This is a genomic window from Bradyrhizobium sp. USDA 4516 (assembly GCF_054055915.1).
In genome coordinates this window covers 8,058,162-8,077,090 of the sequence record NZ_JBSRXT010000001.1, presented here as the reverse complement: position 1 = coordinate 8,077,090, position 18,929 = coordinate 8,058,162, and the positions used below count along the sequence as shown (strand labels likewise).

Annotated in this window: 17 protein-coding genes; 10 read left to right on the top strand and 7 right to left on the bottom strand. The window is 65.4% G+C overall.

Annotated features, from left to right (window positions below):
- The first annotated feature begins 52 nt into the window (after nt 1-52).
- Entirely contained in the window at nt 53-772 is a 720-nt protein-coding gene (locus ACVI1L_RS37320; protein WP_456785127.1) for a DnaJ domain-containing protein, read from the top strand.
- Nucleotides 773-1,011: 239 nt separating this feature from the next.
- Here ACVI1L_RS37320 and ACVI1L_RS37315 read toward each other — a convergent pair whose 3' ends face one another.
- Nucleotides 1,012-2,805: a serine hydrolase gene (locus ACVI1L_RS37315; protein WP_456785126.1), complete on the bottom strand. Its 1,794-nt coding sequence runs from the start codon at nt 2,803-2,805 to the stop codon at nt 1,012-1,014.
- Between the two features lie 423 nt (nt 2,806-3,228).
- Here ACVI1L_RS37315 and ACVI1L_RS37310 point away from each other — a divergent pair, with 423 nt between their 5' ends.
- On the top strand, nt 3,229-3,567 hold the full coding sequence (locus ACVI1L_RS37310) for a phasin family protein (protein ID WP_016844841.1): 339 nt from the start codon (nt 3,229-3,231) through the stop codon (nt 3,565-3,567).
- Between the two features lie 71 nt (nt 3,568-3,638).
- Here the strand turns inward: ACVI1L_RS37310 and ACVI1L_RS37305 are convergent, their stop codons facing one another.
- Nucleotides 3,639-5,519, bottom strand: coding sequence for a TadE/TadG family type IV pilus assembly protein (locus tag ACVI1L_RS37305; RefSeq protein ID WP_057020815.1), 1,881 nt, complete (start codon nt 5,517-5,519; stop codon nt 3,639-3,641).
- A gap of 345 nt (nt 5,520-5,864) precedes the next feature.
- The gene (locus ACVI1L_RS37300) at nt 5,865-6,041 is read right to left on the bottom strand and encodes a hypothetical protein (protein ID WP_156436563.1); all 177 of its coding nucleotides are present in this window, start codon (nt 6,039-6,041) and stop codon (nt 5,865-5,867) included.
- Between ACVI1L_RS37300 and clpS the strand changes: the two genes are divergently transcribed.
- A complete protein-coding gene (gene clpS / locus ACVI1L_RS37295) occupies nt 6,034-6,366 on the top strand; it encodes an ATP-dependent Clp protease adapter ClpS (RefSeq protein WP_038385792.1) in 333 nt (110 codons plus the stop codon). The two genes, ACVI1L_RS37300 and clpS, sit on opposite strands and share 8 nt — an antisense overlap.
- Nucleotides 6,367-6,625: 259 nt before the next feature.
- Nucleotides 6,626-9,031: an ATP-dependent Clp protease ATP-binding subunit ClpA gene (gene clpA / locus ACVI1L_RS37290; protein WP_076834521.1), complete on the top strand. Its 2,406-nt coding sequence runs from the start codon at nt 6,626-6,628 to the stop codon at nt 9,029-9,031.
- An 84-nt stretch (nt 9,032-9,115) separates the two neighbouring features.
- Here the strand turns inward: clpA and ACVI1L_RS37285 are convergent, their stop codons facing one another.
- The 3 genes from ACVI1L_RS37285 to ACVI1L_RS37275 form a co-directional block, all read right to left on the bottom strand.
- Nucleotides 9,116-10,537, bottom strand: coding sequence for an MFS transporter (locus ACVI1L_RS37285; protein WP_456785125.1), 1,422 nt, complete (start codon nt 10,535-10,537; stop codon nt 9,116-9,118).
- Nucleotides 10,538-10,661: 124 nt separating this feature from the next.
- Nucleotides 10,662-11,015: a PilZ domain-containing protein gene (locus ACVI1L_RS37280; RefSeq protein WP_141342905.1), complete on the bottom strand. Its 354-nt coding sequence runs from the start codon at nt 11,013-11,015 to the stop codon at nt 10,662-10,664.
- A 162-nt stretch (nt 11,016-11,177) separates the two neighbouring features.
- Nucleotides 11,178-12,134, bottom strand: coding sequence for an AraC-like ligand-binding domain-containing protein (locus tag ACVI1L_RS37275; RefSeq protein ID WP_456785124.1), 957 nt, complete (start codon nt 12,132-12,134; stop codon nt 11,178-11,180).
- 207 nt (nt 12,135-12,341) lie between these two features.
- On the opposite strand from ACVI1L_RS37275, the gene ACVI1L_RS37270 reads away from it, so the two are divergent.
- Both ACVI1L_RS37270 and ACVI1L_RS37265 read left to right on the top strand, forming a co-directional pair.
- Entirely contained in the window at nt 12,342-13,352 is a 1,011-nt protein-coding gene (locus tag ACVI1L_RS37270) for a carbon-nitrogen hydrolase family protein (protein WP_229192563.1), read from the top strand.
- 30 nt (nt 13,353-13,382) lie between these two features.
- Nucleotides 13,383-14,435, top strand: coding sequence for a phenylacetaldoxime dehydratase family protein (locus ACVI1L_RS37265; RefSeq protein WP_456785123.1), 1,053 nt, complete (start codon nt 13,383-13,385; stop codon nt 14,433-14,435).
- A 32-nt stretch (nt 14,436-14,467) separates the two neighbouring features.
- Here ACVI1L_RS37265 and ACVI1L_RS37260 read toward each other — a convergent pair whose 3' ends face one another.
- A complete protein-coding gene (locus ACVI1L_RS37260; RefSeq protein WP_141342902.1) occupies nt 14,468-15,403 on the bottom strand; it encodes a glycine/sarcosine/betaine reductase selenoprotein B family protein in 936 nt (311 codons plus the stop codon).
- Between the two features lie 91 nt (nt 15,404-15,494).
- Between ACVI1L_RS37260 and ACVI1L_RS37255 the strand changes: the two genes are divergently transcribed.
- The 4 genes from ACVI1L_RS37255 (at nt 15,495) to ACVI1L_RS37240 (ending at nt 18,927) form a co-directional block, all read left to right on the top strand.
- Nucleotides 15,495-16,598, top strand: a complete 1,104-nt coding sequence (locus ACVI1L_RS37255) for a lytic transglycosylase domain-containing protein (RefSeq protein WP_233475619.1) — start codon at nt 15,495-15,497, stop codon at nt 16,596-16,598.
- A 193-nt stretch (nt 16,599-16,791) separates the two neighbouring features.
- Nucleotides 16,792-17,544, top strand: a complete 753-nt coding sequence (locus tag ACVI1L_RS37250; protein WP_028336401.1) for an AzlC family ABC transporter permease — start codon at nt 16,792-16,794, stop codon at nt 17,542-17,544.
- Nucleotides 17,541-17,885, top strand: coding sequence for an AzlD domain-containing protein (locus tag ACVI1L_RS37245; protein WP_141342748.1), 345 nt, complete (start codon nt 17,541-17,543; stop codon nt 17,883-17,885). The genes ACVI1L_RS37250 and ACVI1L_RS37245 overlap by 4 nt, the downstream gene beginning before the upstream one ends.
- A 148-nt stretch (nt 17,886-18,033) precedes the next feature.
- A complete protein-coding gene (locus ACVI1L_RS37240; RefSeq protein WP_456785122.1) occupies nt 18,034-18,927 on the top strand; it encodes a Bug family tripartite tricarboxylate transporter substrate binding protein in 894 nt (297 codons plus the stop codon).
- Nucleotides 18,928-18,929 lie beyond the last annotated feature (2 nt).

The window sequence follows — 18,929 nt, the reverse complement described above, 5'->3', positions numbered from 1 at the left end:
GTGAGACGAAGCTTCGCATGCTTTTTGCCGCCGGGCCGCCTATATTCCCGACATGCCAACGCTGATCGCCGGCGTCATCGCCGTTGTCGTCCTTTATTCCGCGCTGCAGATGTTCCGTGCGGCCAATCCCGCCGTGCTTGCGCGCGCGATCAAGATCGGCGGCGGGGTGCTCGCGCTGGCGGTCGCGGCCTTTACCGGCGTGCGGGGCGAACTGGCGGTGGCAATTCCGCTCGGCATTTTCGGCGCCGGACTGCTCGGCTGGTCGCCGTTCGGAAGCACCGGATTTCCCAATCTCGGCGGTATGTTCGGCGGTTCGCGCAGCCAGGGACAAAGCTCGCGGGTGCGCTCGCAATATCTCGATATGACCCTCGATCACCGCAGCGGCGTGCTCAGGGGCCAGATCGTGGCCGGACCGCAGGCCGGCCGCATGCTCGATGAGTTCGACCTGTCGCAGCTATTGGCGATGGTCCCGAGCTTCGACGCCGAGAGCGTCGCGCTACTTGAAAGCTATCTGGACCGCCGCTTTCCCGCCTGGCGTCAGGACGCACAGGGCGACCGGGCACGGGGGCAGGGCCGTGCGGCGTCGGGCGGCAAAATGACGAACGAGGAGGCCTATCAGATCCTTGGCCTGCAGCCGGGAGCGTCGCGCGACGACATCAGCCGGGCTCACCGAACCCTGATGAAGAAACTCCATCCCGACCAGGGGGGCTCGACGTACCTCGCGGCCCGTGTGAACGAGGCCAAGGACACTCTGCTTCGCACGCATCTCTAACTCCGGCTACGCTACCAACGCCACAGCCGAGAGCTGCCTTCCGTTTCTGATTGATGCCCCGTCTGGCCCGCCGCTGTCCGGCGTGGCCGATCGCTCTTTCGGGAAAACTTAACCGTAAAATCTTGACGAGAAGTTTCATGGTTGCGCCGCTCGCGGACGGCCGGCTGTTTTCGCGGCGGCAAAAGCAAAACGGCCGGCGCTTGCGGCGCCGGCCGTTCGAAATCAGCAGATGCTGACGATCAGTTGCGAACGGTGATGCAGGAGATCTCAGCGCGCTTCAGCGTCTTGCAAGCCGCCTCGGCCTGATCGCGCTCGAGGCCGGCAAAACGGGCGCGATAGAGCTTGCGATTATCCTTGGCGACCACCTCGGTAAACGGGTCCGCCTTGCTGAGCAGGCCGCGGGCCGAGCTGCGCGCCAGGTCGATGCGCTTGTTGGCTTCGCCCTCGGACTCCAGCGCGCCAACCTGGATGATCCAGCCGGTATGCGCGGCGCTCGGCTTTGCTGAGCTGGTCGGCGGAGCGGCCTGCACGCTGCGGGTTGCGGGCTCGATCGACGCAACGGCCTGTGGCGCCGGGGTAGCGGGTGCATGGACGGCCGAGGCCGGTAGCACGCCGAGGATGCCATTGCCGGTGCCGAAATTGGCCGGCTGCCGCGGCATTTCCGGCCTCGAGGTCTCGGCGGCCCGCGCCATCATCGCATTGGAGGTCTCGGGGACCTCGCCGCGCGAGGGGATCGTGTTGGTGATCGGAGGCGCGGACTGCGCCGGGCCGGCCGCGGCGAGCTTGATCTGGCCGGCTTTGACCTGCACCGTCTTCACCTTGACCGGCTTCATCGGTTCAGCCGAGCCGGGGATCGCGGCGATCGGCTGGGTCTGGATCACGCCTGAGGTCAGCGGCGCCGGCTCGGGCTTGGCCTGCGGCTCCGGCTTGGCCGGAAGCGGCGGCAGCGCGGCGGCGGCCGCCGCCATCAGCGAGGGCTTGCTGGCCGGGCGCGGCGCCTGGATCGCGGCAGCTGCAGCGGCGGGCTCCGATGCCGCGACCGGCGAAGTGTCCGGCGCGCGCGCACTATCCGCGTCGGCGACCTCGACATTGGCGTCGGCCGGATTGCGTTCGGTGATCGCTGCGGCAGTGCGGGTGGTCGCGGCCTTCCCGACGTTCTCGGCGAGCAGGTTGCGCATGATGGCGTCACGCGAGCCGCCGCTGCGGCCGCCAAGCACCACGCCGACCAGGAAGCGATTGCCGCGGCGCATCGAGGTCACGAGGTTGAAGCCGGACGCGCGGGTGTAGCCGGTCTTGATACCGTCAACGCCCTCGACGTTGCCGAGCAGATGGTTGTGGTTGCGGATCGATTGGCCGCGGAAGTTAAACACCGAGGTCGAGAAGTAGCGGTAGTAGCGCGGGAAGCGGTCCTGGATCGCGCGGCCGAGAGTCGATTGATCGCGCGCCGTCGTCACCTGCTCATCGTTGGGCAGGCCGGAGGCGTTGCGATAAACGGTCCGGCTCATGCCGAGCGCACGGGCCTTGCGGGTCATCATCCGGGCGAAATCGTCTTCGCTGCCGCCGATCGCCTCGGCGATCACGACCGCGGCGTCATTGGCCGAGCGGGTGACCAGGCCCTTGATGGCGTCTTCGACCTTGATGGTCGAGCCGGGCCGCAGGCCGAGCTTGGTCGGGTCCTGTTCGGAGGCGTGCTCGGACACCGGCATTTCGGTGTCGAGCTTCATCTTCCCGGAATCGAGGCGCTCGAACAGCAGATAGAGCGTCATGATCTTGGTCAGCGAGGCCGGGTGGCGCAGGCCGTCGGGACTGGTGGCGGTGAGCACCGAACCGGTGTTGCCGTCGACGATGATCGACGCGAATTGCGGGCTGTAGCTCTCGCGCGCTTCCTGGCTGTGGTGGTGACGGGCGTAGTGGCGCCGGTGACGGCGCGCCTCGGCGCTATCACTCGTGATCAGGATCGCCGTCGTGACGGTAACGAGCCCAAGAACGCCAACTCGCAGCGCCCGCGAGGAGGCCAAGGTTGTTCGAAGCATCTACTTCCCCGTCCCAATTTCTATCTAGATCACTGGCTCGTGAGGCGAAATTGTGCCCGGCGGCCATCGATCCTTGCCTGCGCAACAAACCACTTCGGGCAGAACCATCGGCCGAGGTGGCGGCTCAGGTCGCTCTTCTAGCTAAGGTGTTGTTCACAAACAGCTTTCGAGGCTGTCTGTCGGAAGGCGAACAAAGTCCGGGAATCAGGTTAGGCGGACCGAGTTTCCAAAAGATTAAGCAACCGTTGCGTAGTCCCCCGGGGTTTATCGCGAATGCCGGAGATTCGGGGTTGTGGGATTGTGCGATGCACAATATTCGTTGACTCTATTGTGCGATGCGATATGGCTATCGGCGTCAGGGGGCCGGGAGCTTCCCGGCAATGGGAATTTGCGCCTTCAAGTCTGGGAAAAGGAATTCCATCCATGGTCAAGATCGAAGACATTCAGAACTACGGCAAAGAGCATTTCGAGTCGGTCACCGCGTCGGCGAACAACCTGCAGAGCGGCGTTCAGGCCATCGCCACCGCCTATGGCGACTATGCCAAGAAGTCCTTTGAGGACACCAAGTCGTTCGTCGAGAAGCTGTCGGGCGTGAAGTCGCTGGACAAGGCGCTCGAGGCGCAGACCGAGTACCTGCGCTCGTCCTACGAGACCTTCGTTGCGGAATCGCAGAAGATCGCCGGCCTGTACAGCGACTGCGCCAAGCAGACCTTCAAGCCCTATGAGGGTCTGGTCTCCAAGTTCGCGCCCGCTGCTCAGTAAGCGCAGCGGACCAAGACAAGCGAAAAGCCCGGCTGTTTGGCCGGGCTTTTTTGCTGTGCCTGAAGCGGGGACTATTTGGCCAGCCGCAGCTTGCTGAGGGCGGTTCCGATCGTGTTGAACGTCGTCAGGATCTGGGTCGAGCTGGTCAGCATGAAGAATTTGTCGGGCGTGCTGGCGCAATTCTTGAGGACGGTCGAGGTCGGATCGGCGGGCGAGTGCGTGTTCACCTGGATCGTGTAGATCGTGTACAGCGGCTGGCCGCTGGAGTCCTTCGCGGCCTGCAGATTCTGGCACAGCAGGGCCTGCCTGGCGTCGATCGGGTTGCCGGAGGCCTGCGTGCGGCCGTCGCCGTATTCGGGCCAGCGGTCCTCGGTGTTCAGACCGTCGGACAAGAGAATGATGACCCGGTTGTAGGTGGTGTTGGAGTCCTCCGCCGGCGTGTTCAACGGGCCGCCCACCAGTAGCGACTGCCATGCCCACGCCAGGCCGACCGCCTGGTTGGTGCCGCCGGTCGGCTGCATCGCGTTGACCGCATTTTTGAGCGCGGTCCAGTTGTAGCTCAACGGAATGATCGGCTCGAGCTGCGGCGAGGAGTTGCTGCTGCAGTAGGAGTAGCCGTTCTCAAAGAGCTCGTTGGCCGGGAAAAGCGTGGTGACGTCGGATGACGCCGGCAGCACGCCGGTCGCATCATTCGGCTGGGTGCGGTCGGCGATGCAGCCCGTCCAGTTGCCGATCGGGTTGGTGGACGCTTGCCGCCAGTCGTTTTTCACGGTGGGGATCTGGTTGGTCGAGGTCCATTGATTGTTGGTCCATCCGACGACGGCGCTGACCCGGGGCTGGCCCTGATTGTCGGCCGTGTCGTTGGGGCCGGGCTGCGTCCAGTCGTGGGTATACAGCTTGCCGGTGCATTGATAGACGCCGCCGGAGGTGCCGCAACTGCAGCCGGAGACATCGTTACCCGACGAATTCTTCGGACAGCTGCACGACGTCGAGCCGCTGCAGAACACGCCGGTGCCGACCTGCGTGCTCACCCAGCAGCCATTGTAGCGCGTGTAGGAGTTCGCATCGACGCTGGGGCAGATGTAGCCTGAATAGGTCCCGCTCGAGGGGATGTAGTTCGCGCTGCCGGTATTTGTCGGGCTCTTCTGGCAGGTGAAGCCGCCGTTGTTGTTGGTCCACGGGCATCGCGCACCGGGTCCGACCGCGTGCCAGTTCATCGGCAGGCTTGCCTGCATGGTGCCGTTGGCGGGCTGCGTGGTCGGGGGATTGAGCCAGTCGGTCCAGTCGATCCAGCTCTGACCGACATTGCTGGTGCCGACATTGACGACCTTCTCGAACGGAATGACGGAGATATAGACGTCACCATTGTTCTTGCTCAGCGCGCTGAGCTGGTCGATCAGCCCGCCGGTTCCGGCCACCGCGTTGCGCAGCGCGGTGATCTTGTTGTCGTCCGACATCGATCCCGTGTTGTCGAGGGCGAGGGCGACGCGCATCTTGACGTTGCCCCAGGTGGTGGTCGTCGAGCTCTTGAAACCCAGCGTCGGAAAACCGGCCAGCTGCATGAAATCGGATTTGATGTGGCCGGATCCGCCCAGCAGGATGGTGGCCGCCGCGCTCGAGGTCGGGGTGGTGTAGTTCGCCGTGACGGAAATGCCCTGGCCGTCCTTATTGGTGTAAAGCGCGGTGAAATAGGTCTGCGCCTTGCTCGGGATATCCGCAGCCGTGATGTTGCCCATGGTCAGATCCTTGGACAGCATCAGCGCGGTCGAATCGAGGGCTGCCTGCATCGCGGAGCGGGCGTTGTTGGCGCGGGTATAGTCGATCGCGGCTCCCACGAAAGCGAGGAGCGGCAGCATTGCGAAGGTGAAGATCACCGCGACATTGCCGTTATTTGCCCTGGAAAACCGGCGGGCAACCGCGCAGACGCGATCGGAAATGGCTGAACCAAGCATGGCACTCTCGTCGAAATGGATTGCGGTGGCATCTCGACCGGCGCCGCTAAACAGATGGTGAATCGGGCGCGGGAAACCCGGCAGGGCGGCGCGGGGGAGGCTCAAAAGCCGGGCAAAAGCGCTCGCTATCCTCAATGGCGTCTAAATTGGCCGCCCGACTCCTTTGTCAAATCGGGCAGAAATGATTAACCTTCCGAGGGTTGCCGCGCCCGGAATCGGACCGGTGGGCCGCGCCGGGTCTGCGCTTGCGGCTGGGCCTCGCGAGGCCCATATTCGGGAAGTCGATCCGGCCGCCGGATCGGACCGGGAGCGGCAATCTGGAAAGCATTGCTGGGGGTTCCGCGATCAGTCTTGCGGCAATCGCGACCACCATCCAATTGCCATCCGGTTTCCCGCCATCCGGTTTCCCTTGGGGAATTCGAACGCCTGAGCCATGTTGCGATCCACGTTGACAGTCCCGATTTCCGAGCCGGTTTCGTCGATGCCGGCGGTGGCCGCCGCGCCGGCGCCGAAAATGAACAATGATGACAACCGCAATGGGACGGGCAACGGCCCGTCGACCTCGGTCATCACCAAGGTCAAGCCGAAGACCAAGCGTCCGAACCTGTACCGAGTCCTGATCCTGAACGACGACTACACGCCGATGGAGTTCGTCGTTCACGTGCTGGAACGATTCTTCAACAAGGACGCCGAGGCGGCGACCAAGATCATGCTGCACGTTCATCACCACGGGATCGGCGAGTGCGGCGTTTTTACCTACGAGATCGCCGAGACCAAGGTGACGCAAGTCATGGACTTCGCGCGCAAGCACCAGCATCCACTGCAGTGCGTGATGGAAAAGAAATAGGTCGCTGGAACGACTGACCCGCCGCGAGGCGCGGAACGGGTCTTGCATCGCGGATTTTGATGGTGGTGAACGGCGTTCCCGTACGATCACGGGCGTCGCCGCGCGACGCCCCGATGCCCCGAATTTAGAAGAAAACCATCATCGCGGGACCGGTCTTTCGCCACGATCCGTCGTAACTATATCAAAGGCGATCACGAAGGTTGTTATTGCCTGACCCGGTAATGGCGATCATGATGGCAGGGGGCCATAGAGGACGCGAATGCCAACTTTTTCCCAAAGCCTTGAACAGTCGCTGCACCGTGCATTGGCGATCGCAAACGAGCGTCACCATCAATACGCGACGCTCGAACATCTGCTGCTGTCGCTGATCGATGACTCGGATGCGGCGGCTGTGATGCGGGCCTGCAGCGTCGATCTCGACAAGCTCAGGACCAGCCTCGTTAATTATCTCGAGACCGAATTCGAAAACCTGGTGACTGACGGCGCCGATGACGCGAAGCCGACCGCCGGGTTCCAGCGCGTGATCCAGCGCGCGGTGATTCACGTCCAGTCGTCCGGTCGCGAGGAAGTGACCGGCGCCAACGTCCTGATCGCGATCTTCGCCGAGCGCGAGAGCCACGCCGCGTACTTCCTGCAGGAGCAGGATATGACGCGCTACGACGCCGTCAACTACATCAGCCACGGCATCGCCAAGCGGCCCGGCGTGTCCGAGGCGCGGCCGGTGCGCGGCGTCGACGAGGAAACCGAGACCAAGGGCAACGAGGACGCCAAGAAGAAGGGCGAGGCGCTCGAGACCTATTGCGTCAACCTCAACAAGAAGGCGCGCGACGGCAAGATCGATCCGGTGATCGGCCGCAATGCCGAGATCAATCGTGCGATCCAGGTGCTGTGCCGCCGCCAGAAGAACAACCCGCTGTTCGTCGGCGAAGCCGGCGTCGGCAAGACCGCGATTGCCGAAGGCCTCGCCAAGCGCATCGTCGACAGCGATGTGCCGGAAGTGCTGGCGGCCGCGACCGTCTTCTCGCTCGACATGGGCACGCTGCTTGCGGGCACCCGCTATCGCGGTGATTTCGAGGAGCGGCTCAAACAGGTCCTGAAGGAACTGGAGGCGCATCCGAACGCTATCCTGTTCATCGACGAGATCCACACCGTGATCGGCGCCGGCGCCACCTCCGGCGGCGCGATGGATGCGTCCAATCTGCTGAAGCCCGCGCTGGCTTCGGGCACGATCCGCTGCATGGGCTCGACCACCTACAAGGAATACCGTCAGCACTTCGAGAAGGACCGCGCGCTGGTGCGGCGCTTCCAGAAGATCGACGTCAACGAGCCGACGGTGGAAGACGCAATCGCGATCCTCAAGGGCCTGAAGCCCTATTTCGAGGATTACCATCGGCTGAAATACACCAACGAGGCGATCGAGGCGGCGGTGCAGCTGTCGTCGCGCTACATCCACGACCGCAAGCTGCCCGACAAGGCGATCGATGTGATCGACGAGTCCGGCGCGGCGCAGATGCTGGTCGCCGAGAGCAAGCGCAAGAAGACGATCGGCATTAAGGAGATCGAGACCACGATCGCGACCATGGCGCGGATCCCGCCGAAGAGCGTGTCGAAGGACGATGCCGAGGTGCTGAAGCATCTCGAGCAGACCCTGAAGCGCACGGTGTTCGGCCAGGACAAGGCGATCGAGTCGCTGGCGGCGTCGATCAAGCTGGCGCGAGCCGGCCTGCGCGAGCCGGAGAAGCCGATCGGCAGCTACTTGTTCTCGGGTCCGACCGGCGTCGGCAAGACCGAGGTGGCCAAGCAACTGGCGGCGTCGCTCGGTGTCGAGCTGCTGCGCTTCGACATGTCCGAATACATGGAGCGGCACACCGTGTCGCGCCTGATCGGCGCACCTCCCGGCTATGTCGGTTTCGACCAGGGCGGCCTGCTCACCGATGGCGTGGACCAGCATCCGCATTGCGTCGTGCTGCTCGACGAAATCGAGAAGGCGCACCCGGATCTCTACAACGTGCTGCTGCAGATCATGGATCATGGCCGGCTCACCGACCACAACGGCAAGCAGGTCAACTTCCGCAACGTGATCCTGATCATGACCACGAATGCCGGCGCGGCCGATCTTGCGCGGCAGGCCTTCGGCTTCACCCGCTCGAAGCGGGAAGGCGACGATCACGAAGCGATCAATCGCCAGTTCGCGCCGGAGTTCCGCAACCGGCTGGATGCGATCGTCTCGTTCTCGCACCTCAATGCCGAGGTGATCGGCATGGTGGTCGAGAAGTTCGTGCTGCAGCTCGAGGCGCAACTCGCCGACCGCGACGTCACGATCGAGCTGTCCGAGCCTGCAAAGGCCTGGCTGATCGAGCACGGCTATGACGAGCAGATGGGCGCACGTCCGATGGCGCGCATCATCCAGGAGCACATCAAGAAGCCGCTCGCGGATGAGGTGCTGTTCGGTCAGCTCAAGGGCGGCGGACACGTCCGCGTCATCCTGGTCAAGGACGAGGCGACCGCCAAGGACAAGATCGGCTTCGAATATGTCGAGGGCCCGGTCACGCCGAAGCCCGAGAACCTGCCGCCGCGCAAGCGCAAGCCGCCGAAGGGCGGTCCCAACGGCGGCGGAGGCGGCACCAAGGGGCCGGCCTCAAAGGGACCGATGGTCAAGGTCTGAGGCGCGAGCGAACAACCAAACGAAAAGGCCGGCTGAACAGCCGGCCTTTTTGTTTCTGGCGGTGGGAGGCGCGTCTCCGCGCCGTCACTCGCCCTTCAGCCGCTGGCCCTCCTGGACCCGCACCCGGTCGGCGCCGCGGCTGCCGGCCGAGGACAGCCGGAGCGTGCTGAGCACAGCTCCCACGACGGCAAAGCCGACGCCGACCATCAGCGAGATCCGGGTGCCGTCAGCCGGATAGCGAGCCAGCAGCAGCGCCACCAAAGCGGCGCCGATGGTCTGTCCGAGCAGGCGCGCGGTCCCTAACATGCCGCTGGCGCCGCCCGAGCGCTCGCGCGGGGCGGCGGCGATCATGGTGCGGTTGTTCGGGGTCTGGAACAGGCCGAAGCCGGCGCCGGCCAGCGCCATGCGCCAGACCACGTCGATCGGCGTGGCGTTGACCGGCATCAAGGCCAGCGTGCCCAATCCCGTCGCGAACAGCAGCAGGCCGATGCCGCCGAGCAGGCCGGCCGGATAGCGTTCCACCAGCCAGCCCGCGAGCGGGGCGGCGAACGCGACCGCAATCGGCCACGGCGTGATCAACAGGCCGATCTGCACCGCCGAATATCCGAAATGGTTTTCCAGATAGAACGGCATCGCGACAAAGGCCAGCATCTGGCCGCAGAACGAGGCGATCGAGGTGCCGATCGAGAGCGCGAAGATCGGAATCCGCAGCAGGTCGACGGGCAGCAGCGGCGAGGGCAGATGCTGCTGCCGCCGGTACAGCAAATGCGAGGCGACCGCGGCGACCGCGAACTCCAATGCGCAGAGATACAGCGACCCGCCATGGCCGGCGCTGTCGATCGCGCTGATACCGAACCCGAACGCGATGGCGCTCAGCGCGGCGCTCTGCCAGTCGAAGGCGTGAACCGCCGGCCTCGTGCGCGGCAGGAAGCGCCAGCCCAGCGCCAGCGTGACGATGCCGAGCGGGACATTGATGGCGAACAGATACGGCCAGGTCCCGACCGCCAGGATGAACGAGGCGATGGTCGGGCCGACCGCAGCGGAGATCGCGACCACCAGCGCGTTGACGCCGATGCCGCGGCCGAGCAGCGAATGCGGATAGATGAAGCGGACCAGCGCGGTGTTGACGCTGAGGATGCCTGCAGCGCCAAACCCCTGCAGGATGCGGGCGACCGTCAGCAGCGGCAGCGTATACGACAGCGCGCAGAACAGCGAGGCCAGCGTGAACAGCAACAGCCCCGCCAGATAGACGCGGCGATAGCCGATGATTTCGCCGAGCGAGGCCAGCGGCAGCAGCGAGATCGTGATCGCCAATTGATAGCCGTTGACGATCCAGATCGAGAACGCCGGGCTGGCGTTCAGATCCCGGGCAATGGTCGGCAGCGCAACGTTGGCGATCGAGCCGTCGACGACGGCCATCACAAGGCCGAGCGCGATCGTGAGAATGGCCCAATTGCGCTGCGGCTGCGGCAGCCCGTCGGGATGCTCAATGATCGCGGACGACATGTCGTGGAGTGGCTCTCGGTTCCGGCGTTGCGGGGATTACCGCATGCTGGATTAGCCCGGCCTTTGCAACCCCGAATGCCGGATGCCGGCCGCGACGGAAACGAAGACTCCGAGCCGAGGCGGCTCAGCCCTGGCCGAGCAATTCGTTGATGCGTCGCTGCAGCTGCCGCTTCTTGATCTCGCTGTGGCGGACCCGCTCGTCGAGATCGCTGACCGGCGTGTCGGAAGTCATGATCCGGAAGGCGAGGCCGACCTTGTTGGCCTGGCGCCAGATCAGGCGGGCCAGGAACGAGCGGCCCTTGCGTGCGACGCTGAGATTCATCTCTTCGGGCAAGTGCGCGGCATCGCTAAATTCAACGCAGGCACCGCCTTCGCTGATGTTGCGGACGACGCAATCCATCGTCGAGCCGCGTTCATTGATCTCCGCAACCGCACCATAGAACACCTTCTCGCGTACGTTCTGGCGCCGGTCCTGCATGGGAAATCCTCCAAATGAACGGCACGAATGTACCGGTCCGCCGCAGCGAAAAGAAGTGCGCCGGGGAACCCGTTGCAGTTAGTGTAAATATTTGCATCCGTGATGGCGTGGATTCCCGGCTATTTTGCGCCGCAAGAGACCCTTGGCTTCACGGAGAACGCTTTAGTTCGGCAGCCGGCTTTGCCGCCAGTCGCGCGGCGACAGGCCGTAATGGTCACGGAACACGCGGCCGAAATGCGAGAGATCGTTAAAGCCCCAGGCGAATGCAATCTCGCCGATGTGGCGATGCGCGTGCGCCTGCGAGGCGAGGTCGCGCTTGCAGCGCTCCAGCCGCTGCGCCAGCACGAAGCGCTGGAACGAGGTGTCCTCGTCGGCCAAAAGGCTGTTGACGTAGCGCGGCGAGATGCCGAGCGCGGCGGCGGTCTCGGCGAGGTTGAGCTCGGGGTTCGGCAGATGCGCAAGCACATGCGCCTTCAGCCGGTAGAGCAGCGCGGAGCGGTGGGTCGAGGCGGGCAGCGCGGCGCCGCCGAGCCGCTCGCTCATTGCCATCGCGAGCAGGTCGGCGGCCTGGTCGGCGAGGCGGATCGCGTTGTCAGGATCGAGCTTGTCGGCAATCTCGGAGAGCCCCGCGATGAACTGCCAGGCGAGCCGCTGCACGGGACGATCCGATGTGAACGTGGTCGCAGTTAAGCCCTGGGTGCCGGCGAAGCGCCGGTGCAGCATGGCGCGCGGCACCTGGAAGATGGTCTGCGTGAAGTCGGCGTTGAAGCGCAGCTCATAGGGCCGGGTGGTGTCGTAGAATGCGAACTCGCCCGGTTGGATCACGGTCTCGCGGCCGTCCTGCAGCACGGCGCCCGCGCCACTCCGGCCGAGGGCGAACAGAACAAAATCCTCGCTGGCGCGAGCGATCCGCGACGGGGTACGCAGGACCCGTTGCTGGCCTGACGAGACTACCGAGCATTTCACCGCGCCCAGCTGCGCGCTGGTGATGGCGCCGTGGAAGTCGATGCCGAGATCGGACTTGCAGTCGAGCTGCACGAACACGTCGCAGACGATGTCCTGCCAGAGCGCAAGGCGCCGATGGGTGGGCGCGTCTTCCGTGGTGAACAGGGCCGGCATGATTTCCTCCCTTCACGAGTGCAAACGCTGGCCACGCAAACAAAGCAAGCTTCATACCGGGGACGGCCGGGGAATCTCCTCCGCAGTCGAATTTTCCTTCCGTCCTGGTCGAACGGCGTGCCCGGTCTCGGGGCAGCATGATGTCAGAGGCCGCCATGGCCGATCAAGCACGAACCGGCCGGAAGCGTCGGCCGCGAGGAGGACATCATGGGCATCGAACATCCGAAATACCGCGTTGCGGTGGTGCAGGCCGCACCTGCCTGGCTCGACCTCGACGCCTCCATCGCCAAGTCCATCGCGCTGATCGAGGAGGCCGCCGCCAAAGGGGCGAAGCTGATCGCGTTCCCCGAGGCGTTCATCCCCGGCTATCCCTGGTACATCTGGCTGGACTCGCCGGCTTGGGCGATCGGGCGCGGTTTCGTGCAGCGCTATTTCGACAACTCGCTCAGCTACGACAGCCCGCAGGCCGAGAAGCTGCGGCTCGCGGTCAAGAAGGCCGGCATGACCACGGTGCTCGGCCTGTCCGAGCGCGACGGCGGCAGCCTCTATCTCGCGCAATGGCTGATCGGGCCCGACGGCGAGACCATTGCGAAGCGGCGCAAGCTGCGGCCGACCCATGCCGAGCGCACCGTCTATGGCGAGGGCGACGGCAGCGACCTTGCCGTGCATGACCGTCCCGGCATCGGCCGGCTCGGCGCGCTGTGCTGCTGGGAGCACCTGCAGCCGCTGTCGAAATACGCGATGTACGCCCAGAACGAGCAGGTCCATGTCGCGGCCTGGCCGAGCTTCTCGCTGTACGATCCGTTCGCGCCGGCGCTCGGCTGGGAGGTCAACAACGCGGCCTCGCGGGTCTATGCGGTCGAAGGCTCGTGCTTCGTGCTGGCGCCCTGCGCCACGGTCTCGCAGGCGATGGTCGACGAGATGTGCGACCGCGACGACAAGCACGCGCTGCTGCATGTCGGCGGCGGACATGCCGCGATCTACGGGCCGGACGGCAGCTCGATCGCCGAGAAGCTGCCGCCCGAGCAGGAGGGCCTGCTGCTCGCCGATATCGATCTCGGCGCGATCGGGATCGCCAAGAACGCCGCCGATCCGGCCGGGCACTATTCGCGCCCCGATGTCACGCGTCTGCTGCTGAACAAGAAGCCGTCGAAGCGCGTCGAGCATTTCGCGCTTCCGCTCGACAGCCTTGAGGAGATCGACGCGGCCGCGAGCTGAAAGCACGACATCCAACGGGAGGCGACTGCCATGGAATCCGCCATTCCATCTCATTTGCAGACAGTCCGATCGCGTCATCGGCGTGTGCCCGACGACTACGCGCCGCCTTATCCATCCTTCGTCGCGCGCCACAAGCCCGCGGTCACGCGCGTGATCATGGCCTATTTCGGCGTGCAATATCGCGGTGAGAGGAGCGCGGCGGCGACCGACGCGCTGGCGCAGATCGCCACGCGCTTTGCCAGAGAAAACAGTCCGACGCATTGGGACCGCGCGCAATATGTTGACCAGGCCGGCTTCACCAACGTCGTCTCGGTCGCCTATTGGGACGACGCCGGGCGTTTCGACGCCTGGTTCGACGGCGCGCGCGAGGCCTGGACCGGCAGCGGCGCCGGCGATGGCGTCGGTCGCTTCATCGAGGTGCTGCGGCCGCATGTTGCGCGCTACGAGACGCTGTTCTCGTCGCTCGGCCGTCCGGAGGGCGTCGCGGTGCTTGCCGACGGCATGAGCGGCGAGGTGCAGGAGCACGCCTATTGGGGCGGTATGCGCGACCGTATCCCGCTGTCGCAGACCGACGCGATGACGCCGGGCGGCGAGCCGCGCGTGATTCGCGACGGCGCACGCGTCCGTGTGGTCGCGCATGACAATCTCTGCCTGATCCGTTCCGGACAGGATTGGAGCGATACCGAGGCAGCGGAACGCAAGATGTATCTCGACGATGTCGAACCGGTGCTGCGCCAGGGCATGGATTTCCTGCGCGACGACGGTGTGCCGATCGGCTGCTATGCCAACCGCTATATGCGCGTTGTCGATGCGGAGGGCAGGCCGACCGAAAAGTCTTACGGCCAGAGCTGGTGGAAGAGCCTTGCGGCACTCGAGCGCTGGGCGGAATCGCACCCGACCCATGTCAGGATTTTTGGCGCGGCGATGAAGTATCTCTCGACCTTGGGGCCGAACGCCAAGCTCAGGCTGTATCACGAGGTCACGGTGGCAGGCGCCGACGAGCAGTTCTTCGAATATCTCGGCTGCCATGAACGGACCGGCATGCTCACCGCCGTACAGGTCGCCCGAGCGACGACGCCTTGAGTTGGCTAAGTGCTCGTGTCTAGCGCCGAGCCTTACGCCACGCGCTCGCGCAGGCCCTTGGCGACTTCCTTCTGCGCGTCGAACTCGCGGCGCAGGCGGGCCAGCTCCTCGGCGCTGAGCGCATCGGCGTTGCTGTAGTCGCGCTTCCAGGAAGCATCCTCGCTCCAGCGCAGCGGTGACTGCACGGTGGTCTGCGGACCGGGCGCCTGCTCAAGCACGCGCAGCGCCAGCTCCAGCGTGAACGCCTGCGAGGCGACGTCCTGCGGCTTGCCGGCGGAATTGCCGAGCGGGAAATCGGAGAACAGGAAACGCGGCACCGCGGCATGCTCGACGATATCCTTGGCGCAGCCTATCACGACCGTGGAAATCCCGTTGGCCTCGAGATGCCGCGCCACCAGGCTGACGGTCTGGTGGCAGACCGGGCAGTTCGGCACCAGCACCGCGGCGTCGACCTTGTCGTCACGGCAACGCTTGAGGATTTCGGGCGCGTCGGTCTCGATGGTGACGCGGTGGCTGCGGTTGGTCGGGGCGCCGAAGAAGCGCGGCGCGACGTCGCCGATCGTGCCGGCCGCGGCGAGGCGCTTCAGCTGTGCCAGCGGGAACCAGGTGCCGTTGTCGGTCGCCGTGGTGTGGGTGCGGTCATAGGCGATGTGCGAAATCCGCAGATCGTGCTGCTTTGACGTGTCGCCGTCATAGACCGCATAGAACTTGGCCCCGCCGTTGTATTTCGCGCCGGGACCCTGGTCGCCCCGTGCCGGATCGAACGGCGCCGCGGTCGTGATGATGGCGACCCGGGACTGGTTCAGCGGCTTCTTCAGGGGCTGGAACGGGGCGGAGGTGTAATGCGCCCAGCGGTAGGGGGTGGTGTAGCCGATAGCCGCGTAATAATCGCGGGTTCGCTTCATATAGCCGATCGGGGCGTCGTCATCGGGGGCAAAGCCGAGTTGATCGTCGGATGCTGCGGCCATTTGCGCTCCCTTTTGCGCGCCATCATTTCAGTCCATAGCTAGACCACGAGCTTGCGGTGTCAAGCCGCGCCCGCACGGGAACAGAATTGCCATGCGAACCGGTCGTTGCGCCGCATTGGTCATGCTTGTGCTGCTGGTGCCGCCGGCCCGGGTCGGCGCGGAGGACGCTCCGGCCGCGGCCCCGGCGCCGCCGCCTGGCGCCGAGCAGCCGGCAGCGCCGCCCCCGGACAAGCCCGCTGAGCAGCCCGCGGCCGCGCCGGCGGAGCCGCCTGCGCCACCGCTGGGAGAGCAGGCCGCACCATCGGCCGAGAAACCTGCCGCGCCCCCGGCGGATACGCCCCCGGCGGATACGCCCGCGGCGGCGACCGACAAGCCCGCGGACGATGTGCGCGAGAGCGACACCCGCGAGGCGATGTGCCTGATGATCGAGTCGGCGGCGCGGGCCAACGATCTGCCGCTCGAATTCTTCGCGCGCGTGATCTGGCAGGAGAGCCGCTTCCAGGCCGATGCGGTTGGTCCGATGACCCGCAACGGCCAGCGCGCGCAGGGCATCGCGCAATTCATGCCGGGCACCGCGAACGAGCGCGGGCTGCTCGATCCGTTCAATCCGGTGCAGGCGCTGCCGAAGTCGGCCGAATTCCTCAGCGAGCTGCGCAACCAGTTCGGCAATCTCGGCCTCGCGGCGGCGGCCTACAATGCCGGCCCGCGCCGAATCCAGGACTGGCTCGCCGGCTCCGGATACATGCCGCAGGAGACGCGCAACTACGTCTCCGCGATCACCGGCTCCAGCGTCGACGACTGGGCCGCCGCCGGGCGCAACGGCAAGATGCCGCAGCGCGCGCCGACCAAGAGCTGCCGCGAGCTGATGGCGTTGCTCAAGCGCGCGCCCAACCCGTTCGTCGCAGGGCTCGAGCAGCACATCACGCTGTCGGCGGCCAAGGTGTGGGGCGTCCAGCTCGCCGCCGGCTTCAGCCGCGACAAGGCGCTGGCGATGTATGCCCGCGCCATCAAGCGCCTCGCCAACGTGATCGGCGACCAGGATCCGAGCCTGTTGAGCTCGCGGCTGCGCACCCGCGGCAGCGCGACCTTCTACCAGGTGCGCATCGGCGCCGACACGCGCCCCGAGGCCGACGGCCTGTGCAACCGCATCCGCAAGGCGGGCGGGGCGTGCTTCGTGCTGAAGAACAGGGCGTGATTGCGTGGATCGGTAGCCCGGATGAAGCGAAGCGCAATCCGGGACAGCTCTCGCCGGTTGCAAGAGCGGCCCCGGATTTTCGCTGGCGCTTCATCCGGGCTACCAAGGCGCATACCCGCCCTGTGCCGTCTCTTGCTTGACCCTGCGTTGTCAGCGCCCTAAGCCGCCGCGATTGCAAACCATCCGGTTCCCCGTGGCGCTTCCTCCGCTCGATTCTCCGCAATGGCACACCTCATTCCGCGCCTTCCTATGGGGCGCGCGGTCGATCGGCGCGACCGTGCTGACCCTGGTGCTGTTTGCGACATATCTCGGCATCGGCGCGCTGGCGCATGATTCCGGTTTCTCGCTGGGCTGGACGCTGGCGAGCACGGCGTTCGTCTGGGCTGGCCCTGCGCAGATCATCGTGATCACGACACTCGGCTCCGGCGCCACCGTGCTGCAATCGGCGATCGCGGTCACCGTCAGCGCGATCCGCCTGTTTCCGATGGTGGTGTCGGTGTTGCCGATGATGCGGACCGAACAGACCAAGCGCCGGCATCTGATCCTGGTGGCGCATCTCACCGCCGTGACGCTGTGGGTCGAATGCTTCCGCTTCCTGCCGCAGGTGCCGCGCAACCGGCGGATCGCCTTCATCCACGGGCTCGGCTGCGGCCTGGTCACGGTCTGCCTGATCGCCAACACGATCGGCTACATGCTCGCGGCCAACCTCACGCCGCTGTTCGCCGCCGGCATGCTGATGCTGACGCCGCTCGCCTTCCTGTTCTCCACGGCGCGCAACTGCCGCGAGCTCGCCGATGTCATCGCGCTGGTGCTCGGCCTATTGCTGTTCCCGCTGGCGGCGATGCTGAACAGCGGCGTCGACATCCTGGTCAGCGGCGTCGTCGCCGGCACCATCGCCTATGCCGTGCACCGCGCGAGGGCAGGCATCGTCGGGGCGCGCGCATGAGCGGTTTCATCGGCGAATGGCACGCGCTGGCGATCCTGTTCGTCGCGGGCGTCATCCCCAACCAGATCTGGCGCATGCTCGGCCTGTGGTTCGGCGGCGGCATCGACGAGAACTCCGAACTCTTGGTCTGGGTGAGGGCGGTCGCCACCGCGATCCTCGCCGGTATCATCGCGCAGATCGTGGTGCAACCGCCGGGCGCGCTCGCCAGCGTGCCGGACTGGCTGCGCTACGGCGCCGTCGCCGCCGGCTTTGTCGTGTTCATGCTGGCGAGGAAATCGATCTTCGCCGGCGTGATCGCAGGCGAAGTCGTCATGATCGCTGGCAAATACTGGCTCGGCTGATTGCGGCGTCCGCATTATCCGCTACTCTCGCTCCCCAAGAACAAGACAACGGGGAAACGGCATGCAGCGGCGCGCATCATCGCTAATCATTGTTGCTCTGACGGCGTTGCTGGCGGCGACGCTGCCGGCGCGTGCCGCGGATTATCCAATGCGGCCGATCAAGCTCGTGGTGCCCTATGCCGCGGGCGGGCCGACCGACGTGCTCGGCCGCATCGTCGGCGAATATCTCGGGCGCGATCTCAAGCAGGTGGTCGTGGTCGAGAACAAGGCCGGTGCGCAGGGCGCGATCGGCGCCGAGGCCGTGGCGCGCTCCGATCCCGACGGCTACACGCTGTTCGTGACGGCCGCCTCGATCTTCGTGCTCAATCCGATGCTCTACAAGAAGCTGCCCTACGATCCGGACAGGGATTTTCACCTGCTGTCCGTCATCACGGACGCGCCGATGATCATGGAGGTGCACCCGTCGGTGCCGGCGAGGACGATCGCAGAGTTCGTCGCCTATGCGAAGAAGAATCCCGGAAAACTCAATTTCGGATCGGCGGGCACCGGCGGCACGGTTCATCTCGCCGGCGAGATGTTCAAGCAGATGGCCGGCGTCGAGATGACCCACGTGCCGTACAAGGGCGCAGGACCCGCGCTGACCGATCTGCTGTCCGGCAACATCCAGCTGATGTTCGACACGCTCGGCACCGCGCTGCCGCCGGTCAAATCGGGCATGCTGCGGCCGCTCGGCGTCAGCTCGACCGAGCGCATCCCCGATTTGCCCGATCTGCCGACGATCGCCGAGAGCGGCTATCCCGATTATGCGGTCAGCGTCTGGTATGGTATCGCAGCGCCGTCGAAAGTGCCTGACGACGTCGCCGACAAGATCAAGGCGAGCCTCGACCGGGCCTTGAACGACGAAGCGTTCCGCGCTTCGCTGCTCAAGATCGGTTTCCCGCCGCTGCATGCGAAGAGCCAGGCCGAGATCGACAAGTTCGTGAATACCGATCGCGCGCGATGGGCGGGCGTGGTCAAGGCGCTGAACATATCGCTGGATTGACA